General features: G+C 35.0%; 22 protein-coding genes. 13 read left to right on the top strand and 9 right to left on the bottom strand.

The features are described from left to right. Positions 1-156 precede the first annotated feature (156 nt). The 4 genes from ACKI3D_RS01315 to ACKI3D_RS01330 all read left to right on the top strand — a co-directional run bounded on the left by ACKI3D_RS01315 (position 157) and on the right by ACKI3D_RS01330 (position 4,142). A complete protein-coding gene (locus ACKI3D_RS01315; RefSeq protein ID WP_407391599.1) occupies positions 157-2,829 on the top strand; it encodes a CDP-glycerol:glycerophosphate glycerophosphotransferase in 2,673 nt (890 codons plus the stop codon). 53 nt (positions 2,830-2,882) lie between these two features. After that, positions 2,883-3,380, top strand: coding sequence for a nitroreductase family protein (locus ACKI3D_RS01320; protein WP_407391601.1), 498 nt, complete (start codon positions 2,883-2,885; stop codon positions 3,378-3,380). Then, on the top strand, positions 3,380-3,769 hold the full coding sequence (locus tag ACKI3D_RS01325; RefSeq protein ID WP_407391603.1) for a hypothetical protein: 390 nt from the start codon (positions 3,380-3,382) through the stop codon (positions 3,767-3,769). The genes ACKI3D_RS01320 and ACKI3D_RS01325 overlap by 1 nt, the downstream gene beginning before the upstream one ends. Before the next feature lie 82 nt (positions 3,770-3,851). After that, positions 3,852-4,142 carry a hypothetical protein gene (locus ACKI3D_RS01330; protein ID WP_407391605.1) on the top strand — a complete coding sequence of 97 codons (291 nt, stop codon included), beginning with the start codon at positions 3,852-3,854 and terminating at the stop codon, positions 4,140-4,142. Here ACKI3D_RS01330 and ACKI3D_RS01335 read toward each other — a convergent pair. Then, positions 4,125-4,655 (bottom strand): phosphatase PAP2 family protein, encoded by a 531-nt coding sequence (locus ACKI3D_RS01335; protein ID WP_407391607.1) that lies wholly within the window; start codon positions 4,653-4,655, stop codon positions 4,125-4,127. The two genes, ACKI3D_RS01330 and ACKI3D_RS01335, sit on opposite strands and share 18 nt — an antisense overlap. Positions 4,656-4,766: 111 nt before the next feature. Between ACKI3D_RS01335 and mtrA the strand changes: the two genes are divergently transcribed. The 5 genes from mtrA (at position 4,767) to ACKI3D_RS01360 (ending at position 10,034) form a co-directional block, all read left to right on the top strand. After that, entirely contained in the window at positions 4,767-5,330 is a 564-nt protein-coding gene (mtrA, locus tag ACKI3D_RS01340) for a tetrahydromethanopterin S-methyltransferase subunit A (protein ID WP_407391609.1), read from the top strand. 318 nt (positions 5,331-5,648) lie between these two features. Continuing rightward, a complete protein-coding gene (locus ACKI3D_RS01345; RefSeq protein WP_407391611.1) occupies positions 5,649-5,990 on the top strand; it encodes a hypothetical protein in 342 nt (113 codons plus the stop codon). A gap of 76 nt (positions 5,991-6,066) precedes the next feature. Further along, positions 6,067-6,624: a restriction endonuclease subunit S gene (locus ACKI3D_RS01350; RefSeq protein WP_407391613.1), complete on the top strand. Its 558-nt coding sequence runs from the start codon at positions 6,067-6,069 to the stop codon at positions 6,622-6,624. Further along, positions 6,624-8,306 carry an N-6 DNA methylase gene (locus ACKI3D_RS01355; RefSeq protein ID WP_407391615.1) on the top strand — a complete coding sequence of 561 codons (1,683 nt, stop codon included), beginning with the start codon at positions 6,624-6,626 and terminating at the stop codon, positions 8,304-8,306. The genes ACKI3D_RS01350 and ACKI3D_RS01355 overlap by 1 nt, the downstream gene beginning before the upstream one ends. Positions 8,307-8,810: 504 nt before the next feature. Beyond that, positions 8,811-10,034 (top strand): nucleotide sugar dehydrogenase, encoded by a 1,224-nt coding sequence (locus ACKI3D_RS01360; RefSeq protein WP_407391617.1) that lies wholly within the window; start codon positions 8,811-8,813, stop codon positions 10,032-10,034. Between the two features lie 209 nt (positions 10,035-10,243). On the opposite strand, the gene ACKI3D_RS01365 is transcribed toward ACKI3D_RS01360, so the two are convergent. The 8 genes from ACKI3D_RS01365 to ACKI3D_RS01400 all read right to left on the bottom strand — a co-directional run bounded on the left by ACKI3D_RS01365 (position 10,244) and on the right by ACKI3D_RS01400 (position 17,981). Then, positions 10,244-11,194: an ARPP-1 family domain-containing protein gene (locus ACKI3D_RS01365; RefSeq protein WP_407391619.1), complete on the bottom strand. Its 951-nt coding sequence runs from the start codon at positions 11,192-11,194 to the stop codon at positions 10,244-10,246. Between the two features lie 4 nt (positions 11,195-11,198). After that, positions 11,199-11,570, bottom strand: a complete 372-nt coding sequence (locus ACKI3D_RS01370; protein ID WP_407391620.1) for a hypothetical protein — start codon at positions 11,568-11,570, stop codon at positions 11,199-11,201. Between the two features lie 110 nt (positions 11,571-11,680). Continuing rightward, positions 11,681-12,292: an orotate phosphoribosyltransferase-like protein gene (locus ACKI3D_RS01375; protein ID WP_407391622.1), complete on the bottom strand. Its 612-nt coding sequence runs from the start codon at positions 12,290-12,292 to the stop codon at positions 11,681-11,683. A gap of 15 nt (positions 12,293-12,307) precedes the next feature. Next, positions 12,308-13,261, bottom strand: coding sequence for a Gfo/Idh/MocA family oxidoreductase (locus ACKI3D_RS01380; protein WP_407391624.1), 954 nt, complete (start codon positions 13,259-13,261; stop codon positions 12,308-12,310). A 14-nt stretch (positions 13,262-13,275) separates the two neighbouring features. Continuing rightward, positions 13,276-14,148 carry a hydroxymethylbilane synthase gene (hemC, locus tag ACKI3D_RS01385; protein WP_407391626.1) on the bottom strand — a complete coding sequence of 291 codons (873 nt, stop codon included), beginning with the start codon at positions 14,146-14,148 and terminating at the stop codon, positions 13,276-13,278. Positions 14,149-14,253: 105 nt separating this feature from the next. Beyond that, entirely contained in the window at positions 14,254-15,672 is a 1,419-nt protein-coding gene (gene cfbE, locus ACKI3D_RS01390; RefSeq protein WP_407391628.1) for a coenzyme F430 synthase, read from the bottom strand. Positions 15,673-15,679: 7 nt separating this feature from the next. After that, positions 15,680-17,518 carry a bifunctional NADP phosphatase/NAD kinase gene (locus ACKI3D_RS01395; RefSeq protein WP_407391630.1) on the bottom strand — a complete coding sequence of 613 codons (1,839 nt, stop codon included), beginning with the start codon at positions 17,516-17,518 and terminating at the stop codon, positions 15,680-15,682. 4 nt (positions 17,519-17,522) lie between these two features. Continuing rightward, complete coding sequence (locus ACKI3D_RS01400; protein ID WP_407391632.1) at positions 17,523-17,981, bottom strand: pyruvoyl-dependent arginine decarboxylase; 459 nt, start codon at positions 17,979-17,981, stop codon at positions 17,523-17,525. Between the two features lie 199 nt (positions 17,982-18,180). Between ACKI3D_RS01400 and ACKI3D_RS01405 the strand changes: the two genes are divergently transcribed. The 4 genes from ACKI3D_RS01405 (at position 18,181) to ACKI3D_RS01420 (ending at position 22,278) form a co-directional block, all read left to right on the top strand. Then, positions 18,181-18,579: a translation initiation factor IF-5A gene (locus tag ACKI3D_RS01405; protein WP_407391634.1), complete on the top strand. Its 399-nt coding sequence runs from the start codon at positions 18,181-18,183 to the stop codon at positions 18,577-18,579. A gap of 36 nt (positions 18,580-18,615) precedes the next feature. Further along, positions 18,616-19,482, top strand: a complete 867-nt coding sequence (gene speB / locus ACKI3D_RS01410) for an agmatinase (RefSeq protein ID WP_407391636.1) — start codon at positions 18,616-18,618, stop codon at positions 19,480-19,482. Positions 19,483-19,585: 103 nt separating this feature from the next. After that, complete coding sequence (locus tag ACKI3D_RS01415; RefSeq protein WP_407391638.1) at positions 19,586-20,923, top strand: NCS2 family permease; 1,338 nt, start codon at positions 19,586-19,588, stop codon at positions 20,921-20,923. Positions 20,924-21,057: 134 nt separating this feature from the next. After that, entirely contained in the window at positions 21,058-22,278 is a 1,221-nt protein-coding gene (locus ACKI3D_RS01420) for a TIGR00300 family protein (protein WP_407391640.1), read from the top strand.

Here is a 22,278-nt window from a genome sequence, read left to right on the forward strand (position 1 = left end):
CATTTTTTATTCCCCATGCTTGTTTTGTTAAAATCTAAAAAGAATATCTTAAATTCTAAAATTCTAGATATTATAAACCATTTGTCTCTTAATTTTTTTCCAAATTGTTTATATAATATACTTAACTTATATAAATATACATTAGGGGGATTTATTTTGGCTTTTAAAATGGCGGTTGTAATGCCTGCATATAATACTGGAAAATATATTTCGCAAGCATTAGACTCAATTATCGACCAATCTCTAAATTTTAAAAAAAATATCCAAATCATCATTGTTAATGATAATAGTCAAGATGATACCAAACAAATTGCTTTAGAGTACCAAAATAAATATCCTGATAATATTAAAGTCATAAATAATGAAACAAATAAAGGCCCTGCTTATTCCAGAAACTTAGGTTTAAAATATGTCGATGCGGAGTTTGTAAACTTCCTAGACTCAGATGATTATATCTCGAAAGGAGCATTTAAAAAAGCATTCAAATTACTGACTGAAAACTCAAATATTAATATTGTTTCTATTCCAATTGAGTTTTTTGGAGTTAAAATAGGTAACCATCCTTTAAATTATAAATTTGAAAAAACCCAAGTCATTAATATTCACAAAAATCCAAGTTTTATTCAGCTTTCGGGTCCTTCCAGCTTTTTTAGATTCTCAGAACTGAAATTTTATAAATTCAATGAAAATTTAAGGGTTTCAGAAGATCCATTATTAATCAATCAAATGCTCATTGATAATCCCAACATTGCATTTATTCATGACGAAACCTACTTTTACAGAAGAAACGACTTGCAAAACTCTTTAATTGCAACTTCGACTCAGAATAAATCATATTTCACAACTAGAGTCGACGAATATTTCATAAAATTAATAGAGTATTCTCTTAAGAAACTTCAAAAAGTTCCTAAATTCATTCAGCACGTTCTAATGTATGACCTGCAGTGGATTTTGGAGATTAAGTTTGTTAATGCACTTTTAAATGAAGAAGAAATTAACAGACTCTATGATAAATTATTTTATATTCTTTCTTTCATTGATGATGACATAATACGTTCACAATTATCCATTCCAATTGAGCTTAAAGAACACATCGTCTTATTAAAGCACAATAAAAGGGATTATCTGGTTAACAAAGATAGTTATCAGAAAGATTTGGACTTAAACACAGTTTATATTGATAATTTCGAGTTCATTGACAAAAACCATTTGCATATTTCAGGAATTCTAACTGATTTTGTCAAAGACACTAAGATTTATGCGGTTGCAAATGATGAGGCCTTTGAAACAGAAGTCCTGGAATATCCTCAAAGGCTCAATTATTCGCTTCATTTTGACTATGGATATAACCATAACTTCCAAGTTATCCTGCCGGTCAATTCAAATACTGTAATATTGTTTAAAACGGACTCAAAAGTCTTAATCATTGACTATAATCAGACTTCAAGACTTACAAGAACTTCAAAATATAAATTGTCAAAGGATTATTTGTCAATTGATTGTGGAGACCATATTGAAGTTACAGATAAAACAGTTTTAAAAGGTATTAAACTCGAATTTGAAGTATTGAAATTGATTTTAAATGAAAGAAAGCAGGGTTGGCGTACGGGTGTAATTCTGAGAATATTATTCTTTTTAAATTATTACATATTTAAACGTAAACATATTTGGATTTTCATGGATCTGCCTAATGCTGCTGGAGATAATGGATACTTTTTGTTCAAGCATGCAAATGGATTTCAAGAGATAAAAGATATTGACAAATATTACGTATTTTCAAAATCTCCTCAAGTGGGGGTTAATCTTCCAGAAATGGAATACAGATATATGCAAAGTTCAAAATTAAGTAAAATCAAAAAACTGTTAGGTTTTGAAACTGCAAATCAGGAGTATAAGGAAATTAATAAAGTGGGCAAAATCCTTCCAAACAAATCCTTGAAACATAGGCTTTATCTGTTGTTTGCAGAATTCATTCTTACATCTCATCCGGACAACAATATTATCTATCCGTTTTGGGGAAATTACTCTCACCTTTCAGGACTTGCAAAATCAAAGACGGTGTTCCTGCAGCACGGTGTTACAAAGGATAATATCTCCCATTGGCTTAATAATTATGACAAAAGACTTGATTTGATTGCAACAGTTTCGGATAAGGAAAGGGAATCATTTTTAAGTCCGGATTACGGCTATTCAGAGGATATTGTTAAGGTGTTAGGTTTTCCAAGATTCGATTATCTCGAGCAACTGGAAGATAAAAAGCAAATTGTTTTCATGCCGACATGGAGAAGGCAATATGATTCATTAAAAAAAGAGCAGTTTATGCAAACAAGTTATTTTAAATCAATAAACGATGTATTAAATGATGAAGAGTTAGTCAACTACATTATTTCCAAAGGCTACAAATTAATATTTAAGCCACATAGAAACCTTATGAAATTCCTCTCAACTTTTGACATTAATCCGAAGATTGAAATTGGAGATAAAGTTTCATATACTGACATATTCAATCATGCTTCATTGGTCATTTCTGATTTCTCATCAGTCATTTTTGACTTTGCTTATCTTAAAAAACCAGTTATTTATTATCAAACTGAGAAAAATTATCATTTTAATGTAGATAAAGCTTATTTTAACTATGAAACTATGGGTTTTGGACCAGTTAAAAGGACAATCAGTGATTTGGAAGCCGAAATCATTAATACAATAGAAAATGATTGTAAAATGGATGAGATTTATCAGGAACGTGTCGAGGACTTTTTCAAATTCAATGATAAAAATAACTGTGAACGTGTAATTAAAGCCGTTTTAGAACTCAATGACTATTATTAAAATTTTTATATCCCAAAGACTAATTTTTAATCATGAGACTTATGGATTTATTTTTGAAAAGAAGAAGCACAAGAACATTCAATGATGAACCTGTCACTAAAGACGAGCTTGAAAAAATCCTGGAAGCGGCCCTTCTTGCTCCTACAAGCATGAACAGAAAACCATGCAATTTTATGGTTGTTGAAAACAAGGATGCTTTAGTTGAATTATCCCAATGCAAGGACCATGGTGCTGATTTGATTGCCGGAGCGGATAAGGCAATTGTTGTTGTTGCAGACACTTTAGTTGCCGATACCTGGATTGAAGATTCATCAATCGCTTTAACTTACATGCATCTGATGGCAACAGAACTTGACCTTGGAAGCTGCTGGGTACAGGTACATCTCAGAAGCAAGGATGGAGTTGACGCCGAGGAAGTTGTAAAGGAAATCCTAAAGCTTGACCCGCAATACAGAGTTGTAGGAATTCTTGCATTAGGTCATTCCGATAATATTCCAGAGCCTTACACATTGGATGTAATAGATAAAAACAAAATTCACTTTAGAGTATAATGTCAAAGAGAGTTTTGGTTGTTAATGAGGAATTTAGCCCATCTGAAGAGTTCATTGAAGAGTATGTCAACACTCAGGATGCTCTTCCGAATCTCTTAACCAGTATCTTATATGAAAGTGATCTGGATATAGACACTAAAAGAGTCAATGTTTATAAGGAATATCCTCATTTGCAGGAATTGGATGAAAAGGAAAGTGAAACTACTCTTAAATTATTGAAGGAAAACCGTAAAGATGAAGCTGAAGAATATCAAATTCAACTGGTTTTGGATTTTCTTAAAAAATATCCTCAGTTTAAACCATTGATTTTAGGCGTTGAATCACAAACATCCAGTATTTTTAAACTTATTTTAGACACAATTCGAGAAGCTTTTGTAGGAGATTTTTAACCTTTTTAACCCTTGAATAGTTACAATATATTTAAATATGCTTTTTTTGAAATAATTATTTAGAAGATTAGGAGACTTTAAGATGCACGTTAAAGATTTGTTAGATAGCTTGGATTTAAGATTAAAATTGCCTCAGCACTGGTATTCTACAGACATCAGCAACGAATTTGAGGATGGGGAACTCGTCCAAAACGATGAAATAGTTAAGATTAAAGCTGAAGGTGAAGAAAACACAAAAGTAATTGTCATTGATGTTAATGATGGAATGAGTGTTGTTACCGTATTCCCGGATGGAAAGGTCATTGGTGTGAAATATCTGGACAACAAGGACGATTTTGAATATATCGGACGTCCATCAGAACTTTACTTTTAGTTTTAAGATAATTATTCCACTAATTATTCCGACCATCGCCCCAACAACCACATCTAAAGGATAGTGTATTCCACAATACACCCGTGAAAATGCAATCAAAATGCAAAATAGGATTAGGGCAATTACTAATTTTTTGTACTGCCATAGTTCATTTGCCAGAACAGTCATGACGCTGAATGTTGAAGAGGTATGGCCTGATGGAAATGAATTTGGTTCGGTTGGTATTAAAAGCTGACGGGCATGACTCAAAGTGGTGTATGGTCTTGGTTCGTGAATGGCCAATTTCAGGCAGGCTGCAATTATTCCAGACAGGACTAAAGCGGCCAGACACATTTTTGCGATTTTTAAATATTGATCTTTTTTCAGTCGTTTACAGATTATAATCGCTATTATACATAATGAAAGTAATGTAACAAAGCCTCCCAAATCTGTAAAGTGGGGCATTATCAAGTCAAATGTCGGATTTGACATGCCGTTGTTGATAAAATAAAATAAATCAGTATTTAAATTCATAATATGTATTATATTAATTTATCTAATAAACTTTTTACCCAAGTAAACTTTCAAAATATTTAAATATACTTAAAATATATTTTTAATCACTAAAGTTAGGAGGAAATAATCATGGCTGATAAAAAAGCACCTGCAGATGGCTGGCCTGTAATCAGTGGGGATTACATTGTTGGGGACCCTGAAAGTCCGGTGGCTGTTACAACTCTTGCTTCTCACATTGAAGCTGATTTATCCGGAGCAGCAATCGCAGGACCATGTAAAACTGAAAATTTAGGTATTGAAAAAGTTGTTGCAAATATCATTTCAAATCCGAATATTAGATTTTTGATTTTGGCTGGTGCTGAAGTACAAGGCCATATTACAGGTCAAAGTATTCAAGCATTATATGAAAACGGTGCGGATCCTGATAAAAAGAAAATTATCGGAGCAACCGGAGCTATTCCATTTGTTGAAAATGTTCCTCTCGATGGTATTGAAAGGTTCCAACAACAATTAGAGATTGTTGATTTAATCGATACTGAAGATATTGGGGCTATTCAATCCAAAATTAATGAATGTGTTGAAAAAGACCCTGGTGCTATCGAAGAAGAACCAATTATCATGGAAGTTGATGAAGAAAACGAAAGAATGGTTATCGTTGATAAGAAGAAAACCAAAAAAGAAGATGAAGAATAATCTTCACTTCTAAACTTTTTTTAAATTTTTTTCCAGTCATATGTGCACCTTTTTGCATTTTTGTTTTTGTGTATTTTTTTAAAAAAGACTTATAAAATAGAAAACTTTATATATTATTTCTAATTTATATTACTTCATGGAAGTGATTTCATATATATTTCTGTAAATTTCGTAAAGTTTATATATGATAAACTTCAAAATAATACTGTGAAGTGTATAACTTTTCAAAAAATACACTTTATTCTGGAATGTAAATTTCCAAAAAAGATACCAACACCATTGTATTTTAAGGTGATAAAAAAATAGTGAGGTAACAATATGACAGATATTAATTGGAGTGAAAAAGTTAAAAATTTGGATGAAAATATAAGACGTGAGATTGGACTTGAAGGGGATTCAGAAGCAAAGCACATTTTAATCAAGGTCCAAACAAAATCTGCTGAGGCCATCGAACCGGCTTTCATAGTTGGTGAAGATGAAACATTCCTTGATTTGTTTGTCCTATCACCGCAAGGACCAGGAATTGTCTCAACAGCAGTCTTAAAGGACAACATCCAAAGCGTAGGAGTGATCGGTGGAGTCTCTGCTGAAAAGGTAGATCCATCAGAAGCGGTCGAGGAAACACCGCTGCTTGATGATGTAGCAGGACTCTACCAATGAGTACAAACTGCTTTTGGCTCACCACCAAAAGCAATTTATTGCTCATTTCAACCGCCAACTAAAAAAATGGGATAATATGAAAAAAGTGAAACTCGCCGAAATAGCAGAAATCTTTTCCGGTCTGTCATATAGACGTTACTTGGATGACAAAGGGATAGACTTCCATGTAATCGTTCAAAGATCAATCAAAAAGGACGGCGAGTTATCTGACTTTGACAACCTAAAACTTTCTGATTTTAAGGATAGGTATTTCACACGAAAAGGCGACGTACTAATGAAGATGCCTTATCCATATGATGTGGTTTGTGTAAAAGAAGAAGGCCTTGTTGTAAGCGATAGAATTGCCATCATCCGAGTTGAAAAGGGTTATGATCCGGATTTCATCGCCCATATGCTTACCAATGCCCACATCAAAAAGCAATTGCATGAGCTTGGAAGTTCACAAAAGCTTCCGCACACATCACTTAAGGAAATTAAGGAATTGGAACTGGTTCTGCCGGACTATGACACTCAAGTGAAATACGGGGAACTGTTAAACACCATCAATGAAAAAATCGCTGAAGACCTTAAGGTAGTTGAATATGACAGGAACTTGAAGGAAGGAATCCTTAATCAGCTGTGGGAGGCTCAGTAATGCTGAATTATAGATATTCAAATAATCGTGCCGTCCTGAAGGAAATCATTTCAAAATCAAGGACAGCCCATTTTCCACTTGAAACTCAATATCTTATAATCTATGCATTCATCTACAAATACTGTTCAGATTCACTTAAGGACCATTTTCTGATGGTTCTTCAGGAGAGGGAAGTGACCCTGGATGAGGCATATGAAAGAAAGTTATATGAGGAAGAGTTCAAAAATGACGCCTATCATATGTACGGATACTACATTGAAAAATCATACTGCTATTTTGATGAAGTGATTAACGATAGATTCGAAAGTGAAACATTTCTGAAAGATTTCTTTGAGGCTTTCAGCGAAAACGTTTCATTTCCCAAATCTTCAGGTGATGAAAAATATCTCAATCAGATATTTGATGCAGTCAGAGAGGAATTCCCATTTGAATTATTTGCAGCAAACAGCGAAAATACTCAATTATTAAAGGACATTATCCGTTTAATCTCAAAATTGAATGTATTTGATACGGATTTTTCATTCAGTGATGTTTTTTATTCTGTTGCTGATTCAAGGCTTTTGAAAATCAAATCAAATCCTGAATACATCTATCAGATACTGTCTGCAATTTTGGCATCACAAAAGAAAAATCTCGAAAATGTTTACGATCCGTTCATGAGGGATGGAACTTCACTTTTAAGTTTATCTAATTTGATAGGGCTTTGGCAAAGCAATAACTTCGGAAAAGAAGAGGACAGGGTAACTTACTGTTATACAATTGCAAGGCTTTTCCTGAGTTATTACAGTTTTAATGGCTTATTCATAGAAAATGAAGATGCTATGAATTCGGCCGACATTAATCAGGCATCATTTGACGGAATCCTATCCGTCATTCCGATAAGAATTCGTAATTATCATTCCTCCAAAAAAAATCAAAGCTTAGAGATTGTAAAAAGACATAAAAGGGCTCAGCTGGAAGATGTTTTAAGCAAGAATTTTGACATGGATTTAACCTCTTTTTCCAAGGATGCTGAGCTCAACAAAGCCCTTGAAAAATTAATCAACAAGATGGATGTGGAAAAGGAATCCGCATCTCAGTTCAGTGGGGAATATGAGATTCTAAAGGAAAGCGAGTTTTTATTCCTAATCAATCTTGTCAACTCCCTTAAAAATAACGGTATAATGGCAATATCAATTTCCCAAAACTTCCTCTCAAAGGAATCACTCAAAACCATTAGAAAGTATCTGGCCCTTGAGAAAAACTACATCGATGCGATAATCAGCATTCCAAATGAATTCGGAAGGTATAAAAAGCCCGAAGTCGTGATAGTATTTAGAAAAGACAAACCTGATGATAAGATACTATTCATTGACATGTCAAGGGAATTCGACACCAAAAGGGGACGTTTGATGGTTCCGGGGCTGTTTAAAAGAAACCTGCTTTTAAGCGATGACACTATAGGCAAAATGATTGATGTATTATCCAATCGGATTAATATTGAAAAATATTCAAAAGTTGTCTCATGTGACGAAATTATTTCAAATGACTTTAATTTATCAGTTTCCATGTATGTTGACACTTTTGAAGGGCAGTTCATTAATTTGAGAGATCTTGAATATGAAAAACGTGAAATTGACATGAAACGCAAAGACCTTGACTATAAAATTGACGTGATGATGAGGGAATTAAACATCAAATAGAGAGGTGCATTTCAAGTGTAAATCTCTCCGGATACTTCATTTTGTAAATAAAGTTTCATATTTATATTTTTCAATTATCTAATAATTATTTGTCTATTTTTTACTTAATAACTATTTTTTAGCGTTCATTCATAAAAAGTAATAATCTAGTTGAGTTACTCGCAAGAAAATTTGTTACTGTAATTAAATTATAAATCTTTAAATCATTAACAATTATCAATTTTTACTTTATTTTTTATTTAAATTCCAATTCTTGCTTTTTATTTTCACAATTTCAGTTTCATTTAATATTTGACAAAAAACAGAACTTTTCCAAAAATCGATATTTTTTTTGAATTTTTGCGAAAAGTTTTTCAATAGTTAAGTAAATATTAATATTTTTGAATTAATGGATTGAGGAAACCACCACTAAATTTAGGGGTGAAAATGATGTCCTCATAAAGTTTTTTTAAGAAGAAATATAAACTATTTAAATAAAATATTGATAAAATTGGAGGCAATTAAATGAAAATTACAGTTGCAGGTGTAGGATATGTAGGACTTTCACTTGCTGTTTTACTAGCTCAAAAACATGATGTTACAGCTATTACAACTACAGAATCAAAAGCAGAAAAACTTAATCAGTTCATTAGCCCTATTCAAGATGATGAGATAGAAAGATTTTTTAATGAGGTTCGTGAGGGACAAAGGGAGTTGAATCTTCACACGACTACCGATAAGGAATCGGCTTATAGGGATGCCGACCTTGTCATTATAGCCACACCAACTAATTATGATGATGTAAATCATTTCTTTGATACATCAGCGGTTGAGGATGCTATAGAATGGACTCTTAAAGTTAATCCTGATGTTCTTATGGTTATCAAATCAACAATACCTGTCGGATATACAGAATCTGTACGTGAAAAGTATGGAGTCAAAAACATCATATTCAGTCCCGAATTCCTTCGTGAGTCAAAGGCACTCTACGATAATCTTCATCCGAGCCGTATAGTTGTTGGTTGTGATGATGACCAGATGGAAGAGGGGCAGATGTTTGCAGACCTTCTTTTGGAAGGTGCAAGAATAGAGGAAAAAAGAGCAGGGTGTCCTGAGCAGGAAATTCCCGTGTTATTGACACATTTAACAGAATCCGAGGCCATAAAGCTTTTTGCCAACACTTATCTTGCAGTAAGGGTAAGCTACTTCAATGAACTTGATACCTATGCTCAGACCAAAGGCCTTGATACACAGATGATTATAGATGGTGTATGTATGGATCCTCGTATTGGAGGACATTACAATAATCCATCATTCGGATATGGCGGATACTGTTTGCCAAAAGATACAAAACAGCTGTTAGCAAATTATAAGGATGTTCCGCAGACAATGATAGAAGCTGTTGTCCATTCCAATACTGTGCGTAAGGAGTTCATTGCTGACCAGATTATTTCAAGAAATCCCAAAACAGTTGGAGTTTATAGGCTCACCATGAAGAGCAACAGTGACAATTTCCGTGCATCTGCCATACAGGACGTTATGAAACGTATAAGGGCTGAAGGAATTCCAATAATTATCTATGAACCGACATTGGAGAATGGTAGCGAATTTTTCAGTTCAGAAGTGGTAAATGACATTGACCGTTTCAAAAGTGAAAGTGATGTCATTCTTGCAAATCGTTTCGATTCAGACATTCTTGGGGATGTTGTGGATAAGGTTTACACAAGAGATCTCTTTAGGAGAGATTAATTGGAATTGTAATTTTAATTCGTTCTTTTGGACGAATTAATATACTTCTTTTTTTTATTCATATTAAAAACCCATCATTGATTGTTGTTTTGTTATTAATGGATTTTTTATTTGTTTCTCGAAAAAAATTTCATTCAAGAAAATTATTAAAAATAAGTTGTTTTTAAAATAAATCACTAAAAATTAAAAAAATAGGAAAAGTAGAGAAATTAATCTCTAACTCCAGATTCAATGTCTCCATCTGCAATGACATCGTCACTGCTGCTTTCTTCATTAAGCTTTTTAAAGTATGAGAAGTGCACAATCTCATCTTCATAAATGTAGGCTTTTCCAAGCCCATCTGCATTTTCAAATTCATAGCTTTCTTCTAAACCGAGACTTGGCTTTTCTTCAAAGCCGGAATCAAATGCATTTTCAATTACAAGTCTTGCTTCATCAGTGTTGATTGTAAATGTGGTATTTTCAACTTTGGCATTGATTAGATAGCTTTTTAATATTTTTTCATGGAATGCCCTGTAAATTTCAGAATTTAAAAACAGTTCAAAACCTTTAATTTCACCATTTATGATGATTAGGATTCCAGTTTGCCCATCAACTATTTCAAATGAACTTAACATTCCCTCAAGGTCTACTCTAGCATTGTCGTAGCTTTCAGACATTGCGCTGGTTGGTGATATGAAGTTTCTCTCAGCCTGCAGCTCATCAATTGATGACCAGACTTCATGCTGCACGGGTCTTGAAGACCTTAATGCAAATGCTTTTCTACGGCGGGTGTTGAAGTCCGCAATATGTGCAGAGCTTTTGAATTCACTTTTGTAAGCCCAACGGCCACGTTCAGTGCAGCTTACTGATATTTTTGTCTGTGAATTTGCAGGAATTATTGTGGTTGCATTGACAAGTCTGTTCTGATCTCCTCCAACCACTTCCTCACCATCAATTAGGATTAATGGAGTTACTGAATTGTTTTTAACGATTAATGTATTCACTGTTGAGGTATCACATTCCTTTACCTCAACAAGGCCTAATTCAAACCCTTTTTTAAGAGTTAATAAATCGATATAATTATTTTTGCCTTTTAAAGGTATTACTGCTACATTTTCATGTGACTGTGGTGTTAATAACTCAATATCTGAGTTAATCTCTACATCGTTGATTATCATCCAATCACTCCTTTAGCTCAAGATCTTCTAAATTGTCACATAGGTAGTGTACGTCACTTTCAGGGTTTTCCACTTCACAGATAAATTCATCGCTGCTTAATACTTTAGCAATTGCATTGTTATCAGTTATGAATTTAATTTTTGCAAAGTATTCGTCAGTTATTTTGTCGTATAGGCGTCCCGCACTCATGGTTCCCCTTACAACGGTTTGGGTGCTGTTTGCGAGGTAGCCTATTTTACCGAAGTGTCTCATTTCACAGGCTATTGCCTCTGCATCATGATGGTTTGATGGTTCTTTCACTAATTTCACAATTCCATCTAAAACGAGTGGCTTGGAGCCATGGAATCTATTTAATGCAAGTATTGTTATATACATTTATTATCACCTTGTGTATATATTGTGTGATAAAGTATATAATACTTTCGAAAATAATGTCAAAATTAGAAAAAAAGGATAATTAGAAAAAATAAAAAAAGAGAGTAGATTTATAATCTACTAATTTTAATTAAGGATTCAACAGGAACTCCTTCGATTTCAGACAATCCTGCCTTATCAATCAATACAGTAACACAAATAGGCTCTCCACCCAAATCCTTAACTGTGTGGATAGCTTCCTTCATGGTTTTTCCGCTGGTAATGACGTCATCTACAATAACGACCTTTTTGCCTTCGACAGTTCCGAAGTTGGTACTGATTGCACCTTCGTCGTCGGTTTCATCAGCATCCTTTCTGTGTTTGTGAGGGTGGAAGATTGCTATTGCGGTATCAACGCCAGTCATGTCTTCCATAAAGTCTGCCATTACGGTTGCAAATGGAACACCGCTGACTGCAACGCCAACAACGGTTTCAGCATCCCCATATGATAGTGCCATATCACTTAAAGCACCTGAAACATAACTTAAACGAGTTGAATTTCCACCAATGCTTTTCCAGTTAATGGCAAAGTCCACCGGTGCATCAACCTTTTCTTCAGTTGTTTTTTGAAGAGTTAACCATCTGGCAGTGTCCATACTTACATTTAATTCATCTGCAATTTCTCCGGTTGTAAATCCGTGTTGTCTTAATTCTTGTGCTTTTGCAATTAATTTTTCTTTCACACTATCACCTAGTAATTATAATTCCTCAAAACTGATAGGTTTATGGTCTTTGGAGGATTTATTGGCAGCAATAACCATTTTAAGAGCTTTAAGTCCATCTTCACCAGTAATTTCCGGTTCGATGTTGTTGACTACTGCATTCAGGAAGGATTTCAATTCAGCTTTAAGAGGCTCTTCATGTTTAATTTGTATGTCTTGGGCAAATTTACCATAAACTTCAATACTCTGTTTGATGTAGTCTACTGAAATGATTCCTGCAGTACCGGTCAATTCCAATTCTCTCCTTTTGTATGGGGTCAACCAGTTGACTTCAATGATTCCAGTTGATTCGTTGTCGAAGTTAACCATGATTTCCGCATGGTCTTCAAATTCGCTGTCATCAAAGCTGCAGTTCATTGATCCGTAAACTTGAGTAACTTCTTCTTCAAACAAATAGTTCATAATGTCCAAATCGTGAATAGCTAAATCGATTGAAACGCCGACGTCCTTAATTCTCGGTGGAAGAGGCCCTACCCTTTTTGCAAATGCTGATACTACATCGCCGATAACACCATCGTCAATAAGTTCTTTGGCCTTTTGAACAGCTGGGTTGAATCTTTCAACATGTCCTGTTGCAAGCAATACTCCTGCTTCTTTTGCAGCAGCAATCATCTCTTCAGCTTCCTCAACAGTAAATGCAATTGGCTTTTCAACCAAAACATGTTTCCCATACTTGATGGCTTCCATTACAACGTCGTGGTGGAATGTAGTCGGCACACAAACGCTGACGGCTTCTATTTCAGGGTCTGATAAAAGCTCGTTATAGTCCGTATAGCCTTTAGCGCCATATTTTTTCTCTATCTTTTTAAGAGCTCTTTCGCTCACATCGCTTACAGCAAGTAAATTCGCTTCTTCCATTTTGTGGTAAACACGAACATGGTTTTCACCCATCGCACCTACCCCGATTACTCCTACGTTTACGGTTTTCAATCTAATTCCTCCATTTAAACATAATCTGCGAAAAGTCTTCCTATACGGCCGCCAAGTTCAACCGCATCCCTTATAGAACCTTTCTCATTTTGCTCTTTAAGGATTTCTCCTTCTTTAGTCAATAAAATTGAATAAATATTAAATTCTTTGTCATTCATTTGAGCTATTGCGCCTATAGGCCATTGGCATCCAACGCCAAGCTCTTCTAGAACTTTTTTTTCTGCAAATACTTCTTGCATTGAAGTGTAATCATTCAAAGCCTTTTGAATCACATCATTTTTCTCGTAATCCTTTCTAGTGATGATGGCTAGTGCACCCTGTCCTGCAGGAGGTGTGATGTAGTTAAGTGGAAATACGTCTTTAATGTATTCTGTCAAACCTAATCTTTTCAAACCTGCCTCTGCCATGATGGTTGCATCCAAATCACTATTTAAGGCCTTATCAATCCTAGTTTCGATATTTCCTCGGATAGGTTTTAATTCAAAATCTTTTTGGTAATGATTACAGAATGCTTCTCTTCTAAGGCTGCTGGTTCCAAGCTTTGAGCCGGGTTTTAAATCATTCCAGTGGGTATTAGAGATAAGCACTTCATTCGGAGATTCACGTTTAGGAACAGCAACAACTTTCAAATCTTCATCAAGTTCTGTAGGCAAGTCTTTAAAACTGTGTACGGTAAAATCAACTTCCTCTTCCAAAAGTGCAATATCCAATTCCTTGGTAAACAGTCCTTTAGAATCCATATTGTATAATTGGGAAGTAGTAATTTTATCTCCTTTGGTCTTGATTATTTCTATATCAATATCAACGCCAGTAACTTTTGCTAAATCAGCACATACCTGTTTGGTTTGAGCTAAAGCTAATTGACTTCCTCGTGTTCCTACAATCATGTATTATCTCCAAGTTTTTAAAAATCAAATTAATAAGTTTTAACTTATAAGAATTTGTTACATTTTTAATTTTTGCAATTTATATATATTAAATGTTTACAATTTTTACCTGAATTCCAATTTTCGATAATCGGAACGGTATATGAAAAGAAGGTTTTTGTTATTTTTTATAGCCAAATCGTAAACATCATTATAGTTTTCAATATACTGGCTAGTTTTAGTCAGTTTTTTTGAAATTGAAGCTCCCAAATCCCCTGTCAAAATTATTTCATTATCAAGACCATTTAGAAAGATTACTAATTTTTCTTCATCGATTTCTTCACAGGTTATTCCATAATCTCCCCCAATGGAGATATAATAATCATCTAAATTACTTATCATGTTGATTGATTCTTTTATGGCTTGCGTATTCAATCCCGGGTTGATTTCTTCTATGATTATGGAATTTTCAATCTGTTTTTTGTTTGTCCTGCCGATGATTCCTTTATAGTTTCTTATTTTTTCCTGTATGGTTTCACTTGGAATTTCCAGGCAGATGCTGGTTAAGACGACTCCCAAAAGATTGCTCACATGATGTCTTCCAGGCGCAAAGGTCTCTAAAATTAAGCTGCCGGATACCACATTGTCATTGACGGTTTTAACATTCACGTATTCGATTTCAACGCAGGTTTTATCTAGGTCATATTCGACGTTTTTCAAAAACAGATTGGCGTTTTCATCATATAATGAAAATGTGTTGACATTGTCATGTTTGACGTCACTGTAGTATTTATCAAAGCTTTCCTTTTCGATTGCAACGCATTTGCATCTGAACACCTGCTTTTTAGCTTTGCTGGCGGAACTTCTTCCCTGGGCTATAGGATAGTCCTCGGCAATGTTGAGTAGCAGTCCGACATCACCAATGCCGCTGACGCCCAATGATGACTCAAAGATAGCAGAATTATATTTTCTTAGGTTTTCACTTTCAACAATCCCATCAGCTATTTTACAAATTGGATTTGCAATTTTATAGGCTAAATCAACAGTTTCTTTGATGTTTGCGGGGGTTATTGAAATGTTTTTCTTTAAGATGTATTTTTTTCCGTCTTCATAAAGCAGCGCACCTAGACTGGATAAAATCAATGGATTTTTATCAATTAAAATCTCCTTAAGCATAAAAACTGATGTGGTTTTGCCCTTAACGCCGGTAATCTCAACGGTTGGAATATTTTTGCCCCAATTCTTTAGAATTTCAAAAACAGCTTCATGATGTGTTTGAAAGGTATAATTTAAATTGGGATTATAAGATTTTATTTCATCAAATGTCATGGGCATATGAATTGGATAGATTACATTCATATCCCCTTTAAAATAAGTTAAATCTTCTAGCTTGATGATTTCGACATCATAAACTGCAAGCATTTCTTCATCGATTGGCTTTAATGTATTGTAAAGGTCATATGCAAGAACGTTCCGACCTTTTTTGGCCAGGCTGATTGCAATTTTAACTCCTCCATGAGTCAAATCAATAACTAGATTATTCATGCTTTCCCTACTGGTTTATTCCGCCTTTGTTTAACTTGTCTTTTACTTTTTCATAGAAGTATTTTGTTGAAGTTCTGATGAAGTAAGCGTCTTTAGGGGATTTTTTGAATTTGATTTCTTCTTCATATCTGGCTTCTTCATTGATTTGACCATCCATTACGAACACTGCATTTTTACCTTTTTTAAGTAATTTAACGGTAATTTCACTGTTGTCGGATACAACAAATGGCCTTACTCCAAGCTTATAAGGACAAATTGGTATGATGACAAATCCGCCAACCTTAGGATCAACAATAGGTCCTCCAGCTGACATTGCATAAGCGGTCGAACCGCTTGGGGTTGAAACAATCAGTCCGTCAGCCCTTACCTCTTCAATTGTTTCCCCATCAACGAGAATTTCAAAATGAAGCATCTTTGCTGTCTGGTCAGTCATTACAACTACTTCATTCATTGCGGTATAATTGTGATTTTCGTGGGTAACTAAGAGTTTAGTTCTTTTTTCTTTGTAGTATTCCCCTTTTAAAATTTCTTCCAATGCATCAAAAGTATGTTCTACTTCAATTTCTGTTAAGAATCCTACTGTTCCCATGTTTATTCCAAATATTGGAATTTCAGGTTTCATTTTAGCTTGTGCCCTTAGAAGGGTTCCGTCACCTCCCAAAACCACTGCCATATCACAGTCAAAGTCAAAGATGTCTTCTGCAATCTGCATATAGTCAATGTTGAAGTTTATATCCTCCAGGGCATCAGAGATTTCAGGGTGATTCTCTTTTGTTTTTTCAATTATGCTGTCCAGTTCCGGATTTTCTTTTAGCGCATTCAATTTTTGGGCAAGCCTGCGTTCGATTTCCACTTCGCGCCCGTTGGTTAAAAGGTAGTCTATAACTTTTGCAGAGAATAGTATTGGCCTTTCCTGATCGATTCTTGAGATAACTCCAACTTTTCCAATGAAATCTGTTTGATTGTCATTTAAGATGTCAATCATTTGTTTATGCAAAATTTTATTGTTTGCAGCAACGACGATTGTCTTTTCATAAATGCTTAAGGTATTGTTAAGTTTTTGGCCGTATTTGTCGGTAATGATACAGCCTGCCTCTTCCACAATCAATTTGGATGCCGCAATATCGATGATTCTACTTCCTCTCAAATCAATAAATGCATCATATCTTCCACTAGCTACGTAGGATAATTCCAATACTACACTTCCTAAAACACGCATACGGCGTGCGTTGTCAACCAATTTGGAAGCCTGTGAAGTGCCGCTTTTTGTAAATCCTCCTAATGTCATGCTGCTGAAATCGACTATATTGCTGGGTTTCACTTCTTTGTTGTTCAACCAGCATCCTTTGCCTTTTTCGGCTTCGAAAAAGTTACCGTTTGCCAAATTACTGATGAATCCGAGTTGAACGTCATTCAATGTTGCAACACGGCCCTGATTTACTTCTGCAACAGCTATTGATATTCCATATGCCGGAATCTCTTTAATAGCATTGCTTGTTCCATCGACAGGGTCCATAAGGAATATGAATTTCGGGATTTCGTCTTCAGCTAAATCGTCACGTTTAAGTTCTTCAGTTAGGATAATGCTTCTTTTGGTTCCCCTACCTAACTTCAACTCACCGATTTCTTCACTGACGATGTAGGACAATACCGGTGCGTTCTTTAGGATAGTGATTATCTTATCTTCAGCTATCATGTCAATTAGGGATGTTGGAGTGCCGTCTGCACCTATTTTTATCTTTTCGCCTGATTCAGGGTTTCCAACATGGGGTCTGATTGCTCTGCTAACTTCCCTTATGATTTCATATGCCAGGTCAGTTGCAATTTGTTTTGTTTTAGCATCCATTTTATCACTCGATAATATCGTCATTTAAATACACTACTGATGCGACAACTGATGCGATTTTAAGAACAGTTGTTGTGGCATGTTTCACTATCAAATCCTTTATTTCCACGCCACGCTTATCCATCATATATTCAACCATCATTTTTGCTTCATCAACTAAATCATCAATGTTTTCATTGACTCCGGTTGTTTCAACCACACAACCTAATTCATTTCCAATAGCTACTGCAATTACTGCTGTGATTTCATCACCTGATTTATCGGAAGTAATTTCTGATAAGACGCAGTTTACCATAGAGCCCGCTTTCAGTTTTGGCATCTCATAAACTTGAGCATTGCCTGCAAGCATACTGGATACCTTTATTAGGTTTACATCTCCGATTCCGGCATCGCTTAGTGCATTGTCGAATGCATTTAGTTTTGTCGGGCCTTCATCTTTTCCAGTCACAATAGCTATCTTCATTTTATCACTATCTTAAGATATGTTTTTCATATTAAATATAATTAATTTGTATTTTAAAAAATCTGAGAATTTTTTCATTGAAGAAAAAATATAATAATTAACGAATACTTTATATAAAATGTGAAAGATAGTTATCAATAATCTATAATATTCATTATTATCAGATTAAAAACCGGTTTTTAAATATGGAGGAAAATGAATGTCAACAAAAGTTGTAGAAATTAAAACCTTAAAAGTTGGAAAATACATCGTATTAGGCGGTGAAGCTTGTAAAATTATTAGTTATACTACTTCTTCTCCAGGTAAACACGGAGCTGCAAAAGCAAGAATCGAAGCAGTTGGTGTTTTCGATAACCAAAAAAGAAGTTTAGTTAAACCTGTAGATAACAAAGTAGATATCCCTATTATTGATAAAAGATTAGGACAAGTATTATCTATCCAAGGTGACACTGTTCAAATTATGGATATGGAAAACTATGATACCATTGACTTGCCAATGCCTGAAGACATCAAAGATGACATTGTTGAAGGTATTGAAGTTGAATACATTGTCGCTTTAGGAAACATGAAAATAATGAGAACTAGAGGATCTGCTTAAGTTCTCTTTATTTATTTTCCTTTTAAAAGAGTAATTATGCTTTTAAATACATACGAACCATGGAAATTTGCATTTTCTCAAGAAAATGAGAATATTAAAGAAAATTCATTTGGAATAATCGGAGTTTCATTTGACAGCACTACTTCTTATCATTCCGGTGCACGTTTAGGACCAATTGTAGTAAGAGAAGCTTCATTTGGTTTTGAAAAATACAATACTGTTTTTAATAAAGATTTGACAACTTCCTTTTATGATTTTGGAGATGTCAATGTCGTTCCTGGAAATTGCGAAAAGACTTGTCAAATAATTGAGGATACTGTTAATGATTTGCTTGACATGGACATTAAGCCAATAATCATCGGCGGAGAACATTCAGCTTCAATAGGCGCAATTAAAGCCATTGGTGAGAGATATGACAGATTGACAGTAATACATTTGGATGCTCACAGGGATCTTGCGTTTGAATTTGTTGGAGAGAAATATTCCCACGCCACCGTTATGAGAAGGGTTCATGAGTTTGGCGTTAATTTAGTCCAGATTGGAATAAGGTCATCTTCTAAAGAGGAAGAGGAATATGTAAAGTCAACCTACAATATCCAAACATTCAAGACAAAGGATGTCCACAAGCACATGGACGCAATTGAATATTATCTGGTAAATATTGATGGTCCGATTTACATCTCAATTGATATGGATGTATTTGACCCTGCATTTGCACCTAATGTTGGAAATCCAACTCCTGGAGGATTATACATCTCTGAGGTGGAAACAATTCTTGAAACATTGTCCCGTAAAAATATTGTTGGTTTTGATGTTGTTGAAACAGCCAGCAAAGAATTGGGAGATACTACTGCAGTCGTAGCTGCAAAAGTCATCTATGATTTCTTAACATTAATAGATTAATTATCCATATATACTTTTTTTCATATCGTTTTCGATAGTATTATAAAAGTTATTTAACAAAAGTATTACTATCGGAATTAAGTTTTTTCTGATGAGGTGTTATATGTTGGATAATTTTTTCAAATTTAAGGAAAATGGTACTGATTTCAAAACTGAAATCCTTGCAGGTATCACCACATTTCTCGCTATGGCCTACATTTTAGGAGTAAACCCAGTTATTTTAGCTGATGGTGGAATGCCTGCTACCGGAGTATTCTTTGCTACCGCAGTTGCTTCCGGTGTAGCTTGTATAATTATGGGGCTAGTTGCTAAATACCCAGTCGGATTAGCTCCAGGTATGGGACTTAATGCATTGTTTACATATACAATCATTTTAGGAATGGGAAATACATGGGAAACTGCACTTGCAGCAGTATTCATTTCAAGCATAATCTTTTTAATAATCACCGTTTCTGGTTTAAGGGAAGCTATTTTGAACGCTATTCCTTTTGATTTAAAACTAGGTATCGGTGCGGCAATCGGATTCTTCCTGGCATTCTTAGGACTTAAGGGTGCAGGAATCATTGTAGCTGATCCTTCCACTTTTGTTACTATGGGATCACTTTTATCCCCTCCAGCACTTCTTGCATTAATTGGTATTATCATTACTTTAATACTATTTGTCAAAAAAGTGCCTGCTGCCGTATTTATTGGGTTGGTTGTAACTGCTATCATTGGTGTAATATTCACTGCTCTTGGATTTGGTGCAGGAGACATGTTAATGCCAGCCGTTCCAGCGGAATTTGTTTCAGCTAATTTTGATACATCATTATTTGCAGGATTCCTCAAGGGATTCGGACAACTGTTCTCCAATATTCCTAACTTAATCATGATGTTGTTCTCACTTGTATTTGTAACATTCTTCGATACAACAGGAACTTTGATGGCATTAGGTAGACAATGCGGATTTATCGATGAAGAAGGTCAGGCTGTTGGAATTGAAAACGCATTTTTAGCTGACGCTGTTGGGGGTATTGTCGGCGCAATATTCGGTACCAGTACCGTTACAGCATATGTGGAAAGTGCAACCGGTATCGGTCTCGGTGGTAAAACTGGTTTAGCCGCTGTTGTTACTGGTATTTTATTCATCCTTTCAATATTCTTTGCTCCATTGGTATTAGGATTATTCACTTCTCCTGTTACTTGTGCAGCACTTGTAATCGTAGGTATATTGATGATTGCACAATTGCAAGAAGTTGAATGGGATAACTTAATTGTTGCAGCTTCTGTATTCATGACCATTATCATGATGATTTTAACCTACTCCATTTCACTCGGTATTGCTTGGGGATTCGTTGTTTATGCAATTGCAAGCTTAGCTAGTGGTAAAGCAAAAGAGTTAGGTTGGGGTATCTGGTTAATGGTTATAGTATTTGTAATCTACCTGTTCTTCGGACTTTAAACTCACACTTTGTGAGTTTAACTTTTTTTCTTTTTTTTTATTTCTTGTTTTAAACTATTTTTGCATGATAACAATATCATTAAATATTATCAAAACCAAAATTATAATATTAACTAAAAATGGAGCATATTGTTATGAATAAAAGAACTATTGAGCTTTCAGGTCATATTATTGACTCATTGACATTAACTAAGACAATGGGCATAATCATGGACAAAGGCGGAGAATTTGATATACTGGAAATTGATGTTGGACGGAAAAAATCAGACATAAGTCATGCAAAGATTGAAGTTTCAGCCGATTCTCCCGAATTGTTAGAGTCTATTTTAGATGAATTGTCTGTGCTTGGTGCATCAATCGATGAAATCAAGGAAGTCAATCTTGTAGCATCTGTTAAAGATAAAGTGGCTCCAGAAGGCTTTTATTCATCATCCAATCATACAACTCATATCTTTTACAAGGGCAACTGGATTCCAGTCGAAGAAATCGAAATGGACTGTTTGGTTGTCGTGGATGAAGATGAAAACAGGGCATTTGTAAAACCAATAGCCGATATTAAAGTAGGAGATAAAATCGTCGTTGGCCTTGATGGTGTTAAAGTTACACCTCCTCACAGATCAAGAGAAGAACAGCAGGTATTTGAGTTCATGAACAGTGAGGTTTCCTCCGAAAAGCCATTAATGAATTTGATTAACGGTATTGCCAAAGAAATGAAAGAAATCAAGGCAAAAGGTGGAAAAATAGGTATTGTTGGTGGTCCGGCCATTGTACACACAGGTTCCGGCAAATACTTGGCATCACTCGTCAGAGAAGGCTACATCGATGTTATCATGGCAGGAAATGCTCTTGCAACTCATGATATCGAATCCAATCTCTTCGGCACTTCTTTAGGTATTGAAGTGGAAACAGGTAAAATCGTAGCTCACGGCCACACTCACCACATGAGGGCGATTAATAGGATAAATCGTTCAGGTTCCATCAGAGCAGCAGTTGAAGATGGCACCTTAACCGGAGGGATTATGTATGAGTGTATTAAAAACGATGTTCCATATGTTCTTGCAGGCTCCATCCGTGATGACGGGCCTCTTCCAGATGTCATAACCGATACTGCTGAATCTCAAAAGCTGATGAGACATTATGCTCAGGAAGTTGACATGGTTATTATGATTGCAACTATGCTTCATTCAATCGCAACAGGTAACCTTCTCCCTTCAAGAGTAAAAAGTATCTGTGTAGATATCAACCCGTCTACAGTTACCAAACTGTCCGATAGAGGAAGTGCACAGGTAGTGGGTATTGTAACAGACATTGGTACATTCCTGCCACTTCTTTACAATGCTTTGATGGAGGAATAA

It is taken from the genome of Methanobrevibacter sp. (genome assembly GCF_045586545.1).
In the GTDB taxonomy this organism is placed as follows: Archaea; Methanobacteriota; Methanobacteria; order Methanobacteriales; family Methanobacteriaceae; genus Methanocatella.

What these genes read in the sequence shown, in the direction of transcription:
- ACKI3D_RS01395 (WP_407391630.1), bottom strand. Translation starts at nt 17,518, where the DNA reads ATGGATGCTAAAACAAAACAAATTGCAACTGACCTGGCATATGAAATC.
- ACKI3D_RS01415 (WP_407391638.1), top strand. Translation starts at nt 19,586, where the DNA reads ATGTTGGATAATTTTTTCAAATTTAAGGAAAATGGTACTGATTTCAAA.
- ACKI3D_RS01365 (WP_407391619.1), bottom strand. Translation starts at nt 11,194, where the DNA reads ATGATAATCAACGATGTAGAGATTAACTCAGATATTGAGTTATTAACA.
- ACKI3D_RS01405 (WP_407391634.1), top strand. Translation starts at nt 18,181, where the DNA reads ATGTCAACAAAAGTTGTAGAAATTAAAACCTTAAAAGTTGGAAAATAC.
- ACKI3D_RS01335 (WP_407391607.1), bottom strand. Translation starts at nt 4,655, where the DNA reads ATGAATTTAAATACTGATTTATTTTATTTTATCAACAACGGCATGTCA.
- ACKI3D_RS01400 (WP_407391632.1), bottom strand. Translation starts at nt 17,981, where the DNA reads ATGAAGATAGCTATTGTGACTGGAAAAGATGAAGGCCCGACAAAACTA.
- hemC (WP_407391626.1), bottom strand. Translation starts at nt 14,148, where the DNA reads ATGATTGTAGGAACACGAGGAAGTCAATTAGCTTTAGCTCAAACCAAA.
- ACKI3D_RS01345 (WP_407391611.1), top strand. Translation starts at nt 5,649, where the DNA reads ATGACAGATATTAATTGGAGTGAAAAAGTTAAAAATTTGGATGAAAAT.
- ACKI3D_RS01370 (WP_407391620.1), bottom strand. Translation starts at nt 11,570, where the DNA reads ATGTATATAACAATACTTGCATTAAATAGATTCCATGGCTCCAAGCCA.
- ACKI3D_RS01325 (WP_407391603.1), top strand. Translation starts at nt 3,380, where the DNA reads ATGTCAAAGAGAGTTTTGGTTGTTAATGAGGAATTTAGCCCATCTGAA.
- ACKI3D_RS01330 (WP_407391605.1), top strand. Translation starts at nt 3,852, where the DNA reads ATGCACGTTAAAGATTTGTTAGATAGCTTGGATTTAAGATTAAAATTG.
- ACKI3D_RS01355 (WP_407391615.1), top strand. Translation starts at nt 6,624, where the DNA reads ATGCTGAATTATAGATATTCAAATAATCGTGCCGTCCTGAAGGAAATC.
- mtrA (WP_407391609.1), top strand. Translation starts at nt 4,767, where the DNA reads ATGGCTGATAAAAAAGCACCTGCAGATGGCTGGCCTGTAATCAGTGGG.
- speB (WP_407391636.1), top strand. Translation starts at nt 18,616, where the DNA reads ATGCTTTTAAATACATACGAACCATGGAAATTTGCATTTTCTCAAGAA.
- ACKI3D_RS01420 (WP_407391640.1), top strand. Translation starts at nt 21,058, where the DNA reads ATGAATAAAAGAACTATTGAGCTTTCAGGTCATATTATTGACTCATTG.
- ACKI3D_RS01350 (WP_407391613.1), top strand. Translation starts at nt 6,067, where the DNA reads ATGAAAAAAGTGAAACTCGCCGAAATAGCAGAAATCTTTTCCGGTCTG.
- cfbE (WP_407391628.1), bottom strand. Translation starts at nt 15,672, where the DNA reads ATGAATAATCTAGTTATTGATTTGACTCATGGAGGAGTTAAAATTGCA.
- ACKI3D_RS01360 (WP_407391617.1), top strand. Translation starts at nt 8,811, where the DNA reads ATGAAAATTACAGTTGCAGGTGTAGGATATGTAGGACTTTCACTTGCT.